Annotated in this window: 10 protein-coding genes; 4 read left to right on the top strand and 6 right to left on the bottom strand. The window is 67.6% G+C overall.

Features of this window, described 5'->3' with window-relative positions:
* Positions 1-7: 7 nt before the first annotated feature.
* Positions 8-829, top strand: a complete 822-nt coding sequence (proC, locus tag ACUXVE_RS12380; protein ID WP_222390459.1) for a pyrroline-5-carboxylate reductase — start codon at positions 8-10, stop codon at positions 827-829.
* A 54-nt stretch (positions 830-883) separates the two neighbouring features.
* Here proC and ACUXVE_RS12375 read toward each other — a convergent pair whose 3' ends face one another.
* Positions 884-1759, bottom strand: coding sequence for a LysR family transcriptional regulator (locus ACUXVE_RS12375; protein WP_222390461.1), 876 nt, complete (start codon positions 1757-1759; stop codon positions 884-886).
* Between the two features lie 98 nt (positions 1760-1857).
* On the opposite strand from ACUXVE_RS12375, the gene ACUXVE_RS12370 reads away from it, so the two are divergent.
* Positions 1858-2460 (top strand): short chain dehydrogenase, encoded by a 603-nt coding sequence (locus tag ACUXVE_RS12370; protein WP_025874043.1) that lies wholly within the window; start codon positions 1858-1860, stop codon positions 2458-2460.
* 37 nt (positions 2461-2497) lie between these two features.
* On the opposite strand, the gene soxR is transcribed toward ACUXVE_RS12370, so the two are convergent.
* Positions 2498-2932, bottom strand: a complete 435-nt coding sequence (soxR, locus tag ACUXVE_RS12365) for a redox-sensitive transcriptional activator SoxR (RefSeq protein WP_032951587.1) — start codon at positions 2930-2932, stop codon at positions 2498-2500.
* Between the two features lie 88 nt (positions 2933-3020).
* Here soxR and ACUXVE_RS12360 point away from each other — a divergent pair, with 88 nt between their 5' ends.
* Positions 3021-4382, top strand: a complete 1362-nt coding sequence (locus ACUXVE_RS12360) for an MFS transporter (RefSeq protein ID WP_445514495.1) — start codon at positions 3021-3023, stop codon at positions 4380-4382.
* Between the two features lie 19 nt (positions 4383-4401).
* Here the strand turns inward: ACUXVE_RS12360 and ACUXVE_RS12355 are convergent, their stop codons facing one another.
* On the bottom strand, positions 4402-6444 hold the full coding sequence (locus ACUXVE_RS12355) for an esterase/lipase family protein (RefSeq protein ID WP_445514494.1): 2043 nt from the start codon (positions 6442-6444) through the stop codon (positions 4402-4404).
* Complete coding sequence (locus tag ACUXVE_RS12350) at positions 6441-7418, bottom strand: Lnb N-terminal periplasmic domain-containing protein (RefSeq protein WP_445514502.1); 978 nt, start codon at positions 7416-7418, stop codon at positions 6441-6443. Before ACUXVE_RS12350 ends, ACUXVE_RS12355 begins: the two co-directional genes overlap by 4 nt.
* A gap of 164 nt (positions 7419-7582) precedes the next feature.
* Between ACUXVE_RS12350 and ACUXVE_RS12345 the strand changes: the two genes are divergently transcribed.
* Positions 7583-7987 carry a GFA family protein gene (locus ACUXVE_RS12345; protein WP_025874047.1) on the top strand — a complete coding sequence of 135 codons (405 nt, stop codon included), beginning with the start codon at positions 7583-7585 and terminating at the stop codon, positions 7985-7987.
* Positions 7988-8264: 277 nt separating this feature from the next.
* Here the strand turns inward: ACUXVE_RS12345 and ACUXVE_RS12340 are convergent, their stop codons facing one another.
* Positions 8265-11366 (bottom strand): efflux RND transporter permease subunit, encoded by a 3102-nt coding sequence (locus ACUXVE_RS12340; protein ID WP_025874048.1) that lies wholly within the window; start codon positions 11364-11366, stop codon positions 8265-8267.
* A gap of 4 nt (positions 11367-11370) precedes the next feature.
* Positions 11371-12537: an efflux RND transporter periplasmic adaptor subunit gene (locus ACUXVE_RS12335; protein WP_445514501.1), complete on the bottom strand. Its 1167-nt coding sequence runs from the start codon at positions 12535-12537 to the stop codon at positions 11371-11373.
* Between the last annotated feature and the right edge of the window lie 5 nt (positions 12538-12542).

Genomic DNA, 12542 nt, shown 5'->3' with positions numbered 1-12542 from the left:
GATTCCCATGGCAGCTGATCCCATCACCTTCATCGGCGGCGGTAACATGGCCCGCAGCCTGATTGCCGGCCTGATCCGGCAGGGCGTGCCGGCCACCCACATCCACGTGGCCGAGCCAGTGGCCGAACTGCGCGAAAAACTGGCTGCCGATTTCGGCGTGCAGACCTACGACAACGCGGCCGCTGCGGCGGCGCAGGGCAACACGTGGCTGCTGGCGGTGAAACCGCAGGTGCTGCGCGAGGTCTGCCAGTCACTGCAGGTGTTGGCGCAGGCACAGGAGCCGTTGGTGATCTCGATCGCCGCCGGCATCACCAGCCCGCAGCTGCAGCGCTGGTTGGGTGGCACGCTGCCGGTGGTGCGCGCGATGCCCAACACCCCGGCCCTGCTCGGCGCCGGGGTCACCGGCCTGTATGCCACGCCAGCGGTGGATGCGCAGCAGCATGCGCAGGCCGAACGCGTGCTGGCCAGCGCGGGACGCACGGTGTGGATCGACGACGAAGCGCAGATGGATTCGGTCACCGCCGTATCCGGCAGTGGCCCGGCCTATGTGTTCCTGCTGGCCGAAGCAATGGAAGCGGCCGGCATCGCACAAGGCCTGCCTGCAGAAGCGGCGCGCACGCTGGTGGTGCAGACACTGCTGGGCGCCTCGCGCATGCTGGACGAAGCCGGTGAAAGCCCAGCCGAACTGCGGCGCCGGGTGACCTCCCCCAACGGCACCACCCAGGCGGCGATCGAGAGCTTCCAGGCCGGCGGGTTTGAAGCGTTGGTGGAAAAGGCACTGCGTGCGGCGCAGGTGCGTGGGCAGGAACTGTCTGCGGCCAATGATTGAAACAGGTGTGCCGACCAACGGTCGGCACCCACCGCCATCCACGCATGCGTGGATCTACGCGCCCAGCCTGGCCATGACGAAATCAACGAAACACTGCAGCCGGGGTCGTGGGCGACGGTCGGGCAGGTAGATCAGGTGCATCGGCCGTGGCTCGGGCAGATGGTCGCGCAGCAGCGGCTTCAATCGTCCCGCTGCGATTTCGCCGGCAAGCAGCGCGGTCGGCTGCAGCACCAGGCCTGCGCCCGCCACGGCTGCTTCGCGGAGCACGTAGCCGTCATTGCTGGTCAACCGCGCTTCCCAATCGACCTGTTCGCCATTGGCCAGCTGCCAACCGTGACCGCCGCGCCAGGCCAGGTGGCTCAGGCAATCATGTCCTTCAAGATCGGCGGGCGTGCGCGGCGTACCACGGCGGCGCAGGTACGACGGTGATGCACACAGACTCATCGCATACGGCGGCAGCGGCCGCGCCACCAGTTCCTGCGACGGCAGCGGACCGACGCGGATGGCTGCATCGAAGCCATCCTCGATCAGGTCGATGCGGCGATTGCTCAGGTCCAGCTCGATGTTCAGCAGCGGCTGTGCCCGCAGCAGCTCGCTCAACACGGGAGCCAGCACGCAGCTGCCCCAGGTGGTCGGCGCACTGACCCGCAACAGCCCGCGTGGCTGCACCTGCAGCCCGGCCACGTCCGCCTCGGCCTGCTGCACCTGTTCCAGCACCTGCCGGCAACCGGCCAGGTAGGCAGTGCCGGCTTCGGTCAGGCGTTGGCGCCGGGTGTTCCGCTGCAGCAGCGCGGTGCCCAGGTGCGCTTCCAGCTGCTGGATGTACTTGCCGACCATCACCGCCGAGACCTGCAGGCGGCTGGCGGCGGCGGAAAAACTACCGTGCTCGGCCACGGCGACGAAGGCCTGCATGCAGCGCAAGGTATCCATTGCAAACCCATGGTTCGGAATATGCGAATCATACGCCGCTTACCAAACCAGCCGGTGACGGCGCAGACTGCATCCATCCCCTCTCGCAAGGAGCTGTCATGAAGATTCTTCTCGTCGGTGCCAGCGGCACCCTCGGCCAGGCGGTCGCCCGCCACCTGGGCCAGCAGCACGACATCCTCGCTGCCGGCCGCCACAGCGGCAGCCTGCGCGTGGACCTCACCGACGACGCCAGCGTGCGCGAGCTGTTCGCGCAGACCGGCCCGGTCGATGCGGTGATCTCCACCACCGGCAAGCTGCATTTCGGCCCGTTGCAGCAGATGACACCCGAACAGTTCAACGTCGGCCTGCAGGACAAGCTGCTCGGCCAGGTACGCCTTGCACTGGCCGCGCAGCACCATCTCAACGCTGGCGGCTCGATCACCCTGACAAGTGGCATCGTCAGCGCGCAGCCGATCCGCGATGGCGCCAACGCCACTGCCGTCAATCATGCGCTGGAAGGTTTCGTGCGGGCGGCGGCGCTGGAACTGCTGCCGCGCGGGCTGCGCATCAACGTGGTCAGCCCGAACGTGCTGGTGGAATCGATGGAAGCCTACGGCCCCTACTTCCCCGGCTTCGAAGCGGTGACCGCACAGCGCGCGGCACTGGCCTTCCAGCGCGCGGTAGAAGGCATCCAGAGCGGCGAAACCATCACCGTCTGGTAACGAGCGTGCCGACCACGGTCGGCACCCACCCGCACGGTCAGCCCCAGCGCATCGGGCCGTCGCCGCGCTCGCCGAGCACGTCATCCGGGTTGGCCAGGCGGCAGCGCTTCAGTGACAGGCAACCGCAGCCGATGCAGCCGGTCAGCTCGTCGCGCAGCAGCTGCAACATGTGGATACGTTCCTCCAGCTCCACCTGCCAGCGTGCCGACAGCTTGGCCCAGTCGGCCTTGGTCGGCGCCCGCCCCTGCGGCAGGCTCTCGAACGCACGTGCCACCGCTTCCAGCGGCATGCCCACGCGTTGCGCCACACGGATCACCGCCAACCGGCGCAGTACATCGCGGGCGTAGCGACGCTGGTTACCCGACGTGCGCAGGCTGCTGATCAACCCCTTGCGCTCGTAGAAATGCAGCGCAGAGACGGCCACCCCACTGCGGCGGGCGACATCGCCGACGCTCATGTCCTGTGCCAGCATCGATTGACCTCAACTTTGGTTGAGGTGGCATGCTGCTACCATCGCCGCCAGATGACAAGCGCGGCCCGTCCGCCCCCGCAGGAACCCGATGCCCTCCCCCGCTGCCACGGCCGATCCGGTCGATTCCTCCATCCTGTCCGCGCGCTACCGCGCCACCACCCTGGGCATGGTCGCCCTGGTCTCCCTGCATGCCTTCGAGGCACTGGCGGTGGCCGCAGCAATGCCGACCGTGGCCCAGGCCCTGGACGGCCTGCGCCTGTTTGCGTTGGCCTTCGGCGGCACCTTGGCCACCAGCGTGATCGGCATGACCCTGGCCGGCCGCTGGGCCGACCGCCACGGCCCCGCACGCCCGCTATGGTGGGGCCTGGCCTGCTTCGTGCTGGGCCTGCTGCTGGCGGGCTTCGCCCTGCGCATGGGCATGCTGGTGGCCGGACGCCTGCTGCAGGGCCTGGGCGCAGGCGCCATTTCGGTGTCGCTGTATGTGATGGTCGGCCGGACCTATCCCGAGCATCTGCGGCCGAAGGTCTTCGCCGCGTTCTCTGCCGGTTGGGTGGTGCCGTCGATGATCGGCCCGGCGCTGAGTGGTGTGATCGTGCAGCATCTTGGCTGGCGCTGGGTGTTCCTGGCGGTGCCGCTGCTGGCGATACCGGCCGGCCTGCTGCTGCGTCCGGCGCTGGCGCGCATGCAGGCTGCAGCCACGGATGTTGTCGATGATGCCCGCGGCAACATCGTGCGCTGGGCCAGCGGCGCCTCCCTGGCTGCCCTGCTGCTGTATCTGGGCGGGCAACAACAGGGCGTACCGGCACTGCTGTGCATCGGCGTGGCGATGCTGGCGCTGCTGTTCTGCGTGCATCGCCTGTTGCCCGCCGGCACCCTGCGCCTGCGCCGTGGCCTGCCCAGCGTGATCGCATTGCGTGGTGTGGCCGCTGCCGCGTTCTTCGCCTGCGAGGCCTACCTGCCCCTGCTGCTGCAGCGCGAGCGTGGGCTGTCACCCAGTTGGGCCGGTGCCGTGCTGAGCCTGGGTGCGCTGGGCTGGTTCACCGGCTCGTGGCTGCAGGGTCACCAGCAGCGCGGCTGGTCGCGGCAGCAACTGCTGCGCGTGGGCGCACCGCTGATGACCGTGGGCATCGCCGCGACGCTGGCGGTGCTGTTCACTGCGGTGCCACTGCCGGTCGCCCTGGTCGGCTGGACGTTGACCGGCTTCGGCATGGGCATGATCTACGCCAGCCTGTCGGTACTGACGTTGTCACTGTCACCGCCGCACGAACAGGGCGCGAACACCTCGGCCCTGCAGTTGAGCGAAGCATTGTCGGTGACCACCGCACTGGCGGTATCCGGCGCGCTGTTCGCACTGTTCGTGGAAAGCGCCCCGCATACCGGTTACATCCTGTGCCTGGCCATCACCCTGGGCCTGGCGGTGTTCGCCACGGTGATCGCACGTCGCGTGTAGACGCCTGGAGAGCGTTACGTCATGGCCTCGCCACCGTACCCACTTCATCGATGTCCTGGTGCAGGATGCGGCGCACTTCCAGCACCGCCTGCGGCGTCTCCTGCACGCTGTGGCCGGAGATGATCACCTTCTCCGACAGCGCGCCCGGCAGGTGCGAGCTCCAGTAAGGCACCAGCCCATCGTCGGATTTCTCCACCGGCAGTTCCGGTTTGCGCTGGGCGATGATCGAGTGGTACTTCAGGCCCGGCGTGATCGGCAGCTGCGCAGCGGCCTTCACGAACGGGTCGCTGGCCTTGAGGTTGTCGATGCTGTTGGGAATCTTCGGCTTGGCCGTGCCATCGGCCTGCTGCTCGGCCTGTGCCAGTGCCAGGAACACATCCTCGAACTTGCCGAGGATGGTCAGCGGCAGGCGCACCAGGCGGCCGATCAGGCGGCCGACCTTGTTGCCGGCGATGTCCGTGCCCTGGTGCGGGGCGGCGATGAAGATCGCACGCTCCACGTTCGGTTCGGCCCTGAAGTGCAGCAGCGGACCCAGCTTGGACTGCACCCGCTTCAGGCGTTCGCCCTTCAGGTTGTAGTTGGCCAGCAGATCGTTCCACAGCACGTCGCCCGAGTCGCTGACCAGCAGGCGCGCCAGCACGCCACCCATGCTGTGGCCGATGTAGACCATGTCCTTCGAGGCGCGCGTGCTGCCGTTGGGGTCGAAGTGCTTCAACGTGTCGTTGAATGCGTTGGCGATCTCATAGCGGTTCAGCGCGATCGGCGCATTGGTCGGATAGTACACCTGCCACACCTGGAACTGCTGGCGCAGCTCGGGGTCACCCATGATCTCGTTGGCCAGGTTCACCCACGCTTCCGGGCTGCTGCCCAGGCCATGCAGCATGAAGATGATGCGGCGGTTCGGGTCCCACGGCTGCATCAGGTAGATGTGCGGCTCGCCGATGCCCTCGCTCATGCCGAACAGGGTACGCAGCGACTGCGTGGCGAACCCGCTCTGCGCCAGCCACAGGCCGTAGGCGGCGGTGAAGTTGCCCGCCAGCGGCACCTCTTCGCCATGCAGGGTGATGCGCTCGGTGGCCTCGGGCGAATAGCCATCCAGCAGCACCTGGCGGGTGCGCATCACGTCTTCCAGCGTGTTGCCTTCAAAACGCAGCAATGCCGTGACGTTGATCGAGGACATCTCGCTGTACTCGGGCACCGAATCATCGTGCTGGTGGCGTCGTCCGCGGCGGACGCCCTCCTCCTGCTCGTCCTTGCTGGCCTGCGCCTGCGCCGTTTCGGCCTTGGCCCCTTCGGCGGCGACGGCCGGCACCACCAGCTTCGGCGGGTCCATCACCATCACCAGCTCGGCGCCGAAACCATCGCGGCGATAGGTGCTGCGCATGCCGACGAAGCTGACGGTACCGGCCGGCACCAGCTGCTTGGGGATGCTCTTCAATGAAAGGCGCTGGAAATCGGAAGCCAGCGTCCAGCTGCCCGCCGATACCGGCCTGGTGTAGTCCTCGCCGGCCAGCGCTGCGGCACGGGCGCGCGCGAACAACACCACGGCGGCCTTCTCGGCAGCATAGTTGTAGTAATCGCGCACCTGCGTCTGCCGGTCTTCGAACGCGCGATCGGAGGGCGAGCGCCCGCTGTAGAACAGATAGGCGTAGCCATAGCGCGCCGCCTCCAGCCACGCATCCAGCGCTGCATCGCTCATCGGCGGTTCGTTGGCCGCCTGCTTCTTCGGCGTCAATGCCAGAGCGGCCTTCACCCACAGCTCGGACAGCGTCGACAACCGTTGCTCGACGTTGAGGTCATCGGTCATCAACAGCGTGCTGCGGCAGACCAGGAAGTCCTTCTCGCACTGCGATTCGTCCAGCCCGGCCGCACTCAGCGTCTCGCGCGAGGCGGGGCTGAGCTTGCCGGTGTTGAGCACATCGGCACGCTTGTTGACCAGGTAATCGCTGGACGCCACCTGCTTGACGGTGACCATCGCGCAGCCGCTGCCGCCCAGCAGCAGGAAAGCAGCCAACAACGCCGGCAGCACGCGCTGCCAGCGGAACAGGATCATCGGGGTCATTGCTGCGGGTCCTGCTCGGTGCCGGGAATGCCCTGGCGGATCACGGTGGAGAAATCATCGTCGGGTGCCATCTTCAGCGCGCGCTCGGTGATGCGGCCCTTGGCATGCAGTTCGGCGTACGGCACGCCAGGCGTGAGCGCGCCCACCTCCTGCGCGTACTCGGCCAGGTAGCCCGAGGCCAGCAACCGGTAGTCCAGTGGCAGGCGCGGGGCGATATGCCGCGCCAGGTCGAAGACGATCGTGGTGCAGTTGCTGGTCAGCGTGTTGTAGAAGCCGGGGGTGGCATCAAGCTGGCGTGCCTGGTCGATGTAGGCAGCAAACAGGGTCTTGAGCTGGTTGCGGTCCAGGCCGTGCAGGCGGTACAGGTAGACATCCTCGCCGCGCGCGTTGGTGCGGGTGCGGATGATGTCGGTTTCTTCGGACGCGACCAGCGTCATCTCGAACTTGCGGAAGAAGCCGCCCAGTGCCGAGAACGATTCACCGCGCTCCTTGCGGATTTCCAGCGAGAACACCAGGTGGCGCCCGTCCTCGAATCCGAACGAGACCAGGGTGTGGGCGATCGCCGGGCCCATCCAGTACGACAGCACCAGGTCGGCCGAACGCAGCTGGTCCAGGTCGTAGCTGCGGCGCACCCAGCGCGCGTCGTAGTCGGTCTCGCTGCGCCAGGTGAAATCGCGCACGTTGTCCAGCACCACGTGGCGGCCATCGAAGGATTCCACGTGCAGGCGCTGCGCCACGTCATCGGCCCAGTCGCGGTCCTGGCGTGGGGTCAGCAGCAGCCACCACAACCCCGCCAGCGCCAGAGCGCCGGCAAAAGCCGCCCATAGCCGGCGTGTGCCACGGCCGCGCGCCACCTGCCACGCCGCCCAGGCGGCGGCCAGCAGCCACAGCGTCGCTGCGGTCACGCCCAGCCAGCCCGGCCCGGGCATCTGGTAGGTCAGCAGACCGGCCACCCACAGCGCCAGCAGCACCATCACACATCCTGTCATCCATCGTCCTGCGGCTTTCACTGGCATCCTGTCGGGGTCCCGGGGCGGCATAGTTAGCCACAAGCCGCCTCACGGCGACATCCACGACGGTTCAGGCTGGCGCCGGCGGGCGCATACTGGCGTCCACCAAGGGTATACAGGGAGCGAGGATGGGCATTACCACCGTGGCCGGCGTCGCCGTACAAGCGCAGCACCGGGCCAGCTGTCATTGCGGCACCGTCGAGCTGCTGCTGGACCTGCCCGAGGGCATCGTCGACCCGCGCCGCTGCGACTGTTCGATGTGCCGGCGCCGCGGCGCCATCGCCGCCAGCGTGGCCGAAGACGGGCTGCATATCGTGCGTGGCCAGGCCCATCTACGCCTGTACCAGTTCAACACGCACGTGGCCGAGCACTACTTCTGCGACGTCTGTGGCATCTACACGCACCACCGCCGCCGCTCCAACCCGGACCAGTACGGCTACAACGTAGCCTGCCTGGAAGGCATCGATCCGTTCGCGCTGGGAACCGTTCCGGTCAGCGACGGGGTCAACCACCCCTCTGATCGCACCGGTTAGTGGCGGCTGCGCCGGGGTGGCGGCGCGATCTTCTGCCAGGGGGCCATGCTGGCCCGGCCGACGCGCAACGGACGCTTCAACGGCGTTCGACGCGCGGGCAGGTCCGCTGCAGGCGGCAGCGTCGCGGCGGGCAGCGCAGGGCGCGAGGGCCAGAGTCGGTCAAGCAACCACATGGCAGGTCTCCGTGGGGGGACGGGGACGATCAACCCTACCGATGCCCGGGCCAAGACCGGGTGATGGCGCTGCGGCAGGAAGGTGACAGCCGACGCCCCTGCCCTCAGTGCACCGGCCGCGCCCTGCCCACCCGCCGTACCAGCACGAAGAACAGCGGCACCAGCACCACCGCCAGCACCGTTCCGGAGAGCATGCCGCCGATCACGCTCATGCCGATTTCACGCCGGCTGACCGCGCCGGCGCCGGTGGCCAACGCCAGCGGGATGACGCCTGCCACGAAGGCCAGCGAGGTCATCACGATCGGCCGCAGGCGCAGGCGCGCGCCCTGCAGTGCCGCTTCCACCGCTGAACTGCCGGCGCGGTAGCGTGCTTCGGCGAACTCCACGATCAGGATCGCGTTCTTTGCCGACAATCCAATCGTGGTCAGCAACCCCACCTGGAAGTAGATGTCATTGACGAAGCCCGCAGCCGTGGTCGCCAGCACCGTACCGATCACGCCCAGCGGAATCACCAGCACCACCGCCACCGGGACCGTCCAGCTCTCGTAGAGCGCGGCCAGGCACAGGAAGATGAAGGCAATCGAAGCGGCGTACAGGTACAGCGTCTGGTTGCTGGCCAGTTGTTCCTGATAGGACAGCCCGCTCCATTGCAGGTCGAACCCGGGTTGATCAGCCACCAGCGCCTGCATGCGCTGCATCGCTTCACCCGAGCTGCGCCCCTCGGCCGCGCTGCCCTGGATCTGCATCGCCGGCAGGCCGTTGAAACGCTGCTGCAGCTGCGGCCCACGTGCCCAATGGCTGCTGGCAAAGCTGGCGAACGAGGCCATCTGACCATTGCCGCCACGCACGTACCACTGGCCGATGTCGTCGGGCACGCTGCGGTAGGGCTGGTCGCCCTGCATGTAGACACGCTTGACCCGGCCGCGATCCAGGAAATCATTGATGTAACTGCCACCCCAGGCGGCAGACAGCGTGGAATTGATGTCGGCCTGTGCCAGGCCCAGCGCGCTGGCCTGGGCGTGGTCGATGTCCAGCCGCAGCTCGGCCTTGTCGCCCAGCCCGTTCAAGCGCACGGAGGTCAGCCCGTCGTCTTCGCCGGCCGCGCGTACCACCTGCTCCTGCGCGGCCTGCAACGCTACGCGTCCGGCCGCGCTGGTGTCCTGCAGCCACAGTTCGAAACCGCTTGACTGCCCGAGGCCGCGCACTGCCGGCGGCGCCAGCACGTTGACCTTGGCATCGGGCAGCTTGCGGAAATAGGCATTGGCGCGCGCGATGATCGCCGCTGCGGTGTTGTCGCCCTTGCGCTCGTCCCAGGGCTTGAGTGCCAGGAAGCCCTGCCCCGCATTCTGGCCGGTACCGGCGTTGTTGCGACCGACCACCACGAACACCACGTCCAGGTTCTGCTTCTCGTGCTCCATGAAGTAACGGCTGATCTGCTCGCCCAGCGCCTCGGTGCGCGCCATCGGCGTGCCTTCCGGCGTGGAGAACTGGAAGGTCACCTGGCCCTGGTCCTCCACCGGCAGGAAGCCGGTGGGCATGCGCGCGTACAAGGCAATCATGGCGATCACCAGCAACAGGTAGAACGCCATCCAGCGCCGCGGACGTGACACCACGCCACCGAGCTTGCCCTGGTAGGCCGACTGGCTGCGTTCGACGCCGCGGTTGAACGCGGCGAAGAAGCGCCCCGGCGGCTTCTGCGCCGACGAGGGCTTGAGCAGGGTCGCGCACAGCGCTGGAGTCAGGGTCAGCGCGACCAGCGCCGACAACGCCATGGCCGATGCAATCGTGATCGAGAACTGCCGGTAGATGATGCCGGTGGAGCCACCGAACAGCGCCATCGGCAGGAACACCGCACCGAGCACCACGGTGATGCCGATCAGCGCACCGGTGATCTCGCCCATCGACTTCTCGGTTGCCTCGCGTGGCGGCAGATGCTCTTCGTGGATGATGCGTTCCACGTTCTCCACCACCACGATCGCGTCATCGACCAGCAAGCCGATGGCCAGCACCATCGCAAACAGCGTCAGGGTGTTGATGGTGAAACCGGCCACCGCGAGGACGCCGAAGGTACCCAGCAGCACCACCGGCACCGTGATCGCAGGTATCAGGGTGGCGCGCAGGTTCTGCAGGAACAGGAACATCACCACCACGACCAGTACGATCGCCTCGATCAGGGTGTGGATGACCCCTTCGATGGAGACCCGTACGAACGGCGTGCTGTCGCGTGGATAGGCCACCTGCAGCCCGGGCGGGAACGTAGGCCGCAGCCGTTCAAGCTCCGCGCGTACTGCATCGGCAGTGGCCAGCGCGTTGGCGCCGGAGGCCAGGGTCACCGAGAAACCCGCAGCCGGATAGCCGTTGAGGAAGCTGCTGGTCTGGTAATTCTCCGCGCCGATCTCGACCCGCGCCACGTCGCCCAGGTGCACCGCCGCGCCGCTGGGCAGCGTGCGCAGGATGATCGCGCGGAACTGTTCCGGAGTCTGCAGGCGCGACTGCGCGGTGACGGTGGCATTGAGGCTCTGCGTCGCACTGGACGGCAACGCCCCCAGCTCGCCGGCAGTGACCTGGGTGTTCTGTGCCTGGATCGCGCTGCGCACATCCGACGGCATCAGGTCGTAGGCACGCAGCTTGTGCGGATCCAGCCACACCCGCATCGCATAGGCCGAGCCGAACACATTGATCTCGCCGACGCCGGCAATGCGGCTGATCGGATCCTGCACGTTGCTGACCAGGAAATCGGAAACGTCCACCCGCTCCATGCGCCGGCTGGTGTCGTACAGCGAAACCACCATCAGCGAGTCGCCCTGCGACTTGGCCACGGTCACGCCCTGCTGCTGCACTTCCTGCGGCAGGCGGTTGATGGCCTGGTTGACGCTGTTCTGCACCTGTACCTGGGCGATATCGGGGTTGGCGCTCTGGTCGAAGGTGACCGTGATCCGCGCCTGCCCCGAAGACGAACTGGTGGAGGAAAAATACAGCAGGTGGTCGATGCCCTTGATCTGCTGTTCGATCACCTGGGTGACGCTGTCTTCCACCGTCTGTGCAGACGCGCCGGTGTAGTTGGCGGTGATGTTGACCTGCGGCGGTGCGATGTCCGGGTACTGCTCGACCGGCAGCTGGGTCACCGCAATCGTGCCGAACGCCATGATGCAGATCGCCAGTACCCAGGCGAATACAGGGCGGTGGATGAAGAAGCGCGGCAGCATGCGCTCAGTCCTTTCCGGCCGGCGCAGCCACGGATGCGGGCTTCATCCGCACCGGCATGCCGTCGGCAAGGCCCTGCGCCCCCGCCACCACCACCTGCTCGCCTGCGCTGATGCCATCAAGCACCAGCCACTGGTTGCCCACCGCGCGGGCGGTGCGGAATGTACGCAGCCGCGCCTTGCCCTCCTTGTCGACCAGCCACGCCTGCGCCTCGCCCTTGGCACTGCGGTCCACCGCCGACTGCGGTACCAGCAGCGCCTGCTGCTGCGTGCCCTGGCCCACCTGCGCACGCACGTACATGCCCGGCAACAGCTGTCCCTCGGGGTTGGGGAACTGCGCGCGCAGGGTGATGCTGCCGGTCTCCTGCTGCACATCGATGTCGGCAAATTCCAGCGTGCCCGGCAGCGGGTAGTCGGTGCCATCGGACAGGCGCAGCCGCACCGGCGCGCTGTTGGCCTGCACGCCCCCCTCGGCAATGGCGCGACGCAGCGCCAGGTACTCGTTGCTGGACTGGGTGATGTCCACGTTCATCGGGTCGACCTGCTGGATCCGCGCCAGCGGGTCGGCCTGGGCGGATGTCACCAGTGCCCCCGGGGTGAACAGCGCGCGCCCGATGCGACCGGCAATCGGTGCGGTGACCGTGGCAAAACCCAGCCGCGTGCTGGCGGTATCGCGCGCTGCCTGCGCAGCCTGCACGGCCGCAGCCGCCTGCTGGCCACTGGCGATGGCATCGTCCACGTCCTGGCGCGCGGCCAGCTGGTCCTTGCCCAGCGCCTGCATCCGCTGCGCCCGCAGGCGAGCGGTCACGGCGGCCGCTTCGGCGGTCTTCAGGTTGGCCTGCGCCTCGTTCAAGGCGGCCTGGTACAGCGCCGGCTCGATCTGGAACAGGGGCTGCCCGGCCTTCACCAGCTGCCCCTGCTCGAACAGGCGCTTCACCAGCACCCCGTCCACCTGCGGGCGCACATCCGATTCCTGCGAGGCAATGGTGCGTCCCGGCAGTTCCTGCTCCAGCGCCAGCGTCTGGTTCTGCAGCGTCAGCACGGTCACTTCCGGCGTCGTCTTGCCTGGTTTGGGTGCGTCCCTGCCGCAGCCGGCCAGCAGGCTGGCCAGGGCAAGCACCAGCAGCGACCGGCACCAGTTGGCGGCAGGCACGGAGAAGTACGGAAGGGTCATCGGCA

Source organism: Stenotrophomonas sp. 3(2025) (assembly GCF_052665395.1).
Note: the sequence above shows the minus strand (reverse complement) of the source record. Positions and strands in the feature narration are given on the sequence as shown.

Excerpts from the sequence above, each read along its gene's own strand:
- proC (WP_222390459.1), top strand. The coding sequence starts at position 8 with ATGGCAGCTGATCCCATCACCTTCATCGGCGGCGGTAACATGGCCCGC.
- ACUXVE_RS12375 (WP_222390461.1), bottom strand. The coding sequence starts at position 1,759 with ATGGATACCTTGCGCTGCATGCAGGCCTTCGTCGCCGTGGCCGAGCAC.
- ACUXVE_RS12370 (WP_025874043.1), top strand. The coding sequence starts at position 1,858 with ATGAAGATTCTTCTCGTCGGTGCCAGCGGCACCCTCGGCCAGGCGGTC.
- soxR (WP_032951587.1), bottom strand. The coding sequence starts at position 2,932 with ATGCTGGCACAGGACATGAGCGTCGGCGATGTCGCCCGCCGCAGTGGG.
- ACUXVE_RS12360 (WP_445514495.1), top strand. The coding sequence starts at position 3,021 with ATGCCCTCCCCCGCTGCCACGGCCGATCCGGTCGATTCCTCCATCCTG.
- ACUXVE_RS12355 (WP_445514494.1), bottom strand. The coding sequence starts at position 6,444 with ATGACCCCGATGATCCTGTTCCGCTGGCAGCGCGTGCTGCCGGCGTTG.
- ACUXVE_RS12350 (WP_445514502.1), bottom strand. The coding sequence starts at position 7,418 with ATGGTGCTGCTGGCGCTGTGGGTGGCCGGTCTGCTGACCTACCAGATG.
- ACUXVE_RS12345 (WP_025874047.1), top strand. The coding sequence starts at position 7,583 with ATGGGCATTACCACCGTGGCCGGCGTCGCCGTACAAGCGCAGCACCGG.
- ACUXVE_RS12340 (WP_025874048.1), bottom strand. The coding sequence starts at position 11,366 with ATGCTGCCGCGCTTCTTCATCCACCGCCCTGTATTCGCCTGGGTACTG.
- ACUXVE_RS12335 (WP_445514501.1), bottom strand. The coding sequence starts at position 12,537 with ATGACCCTTCCGTACTTCTCCGTGCCTGCCGCCAACTGGTGCCGGTCG.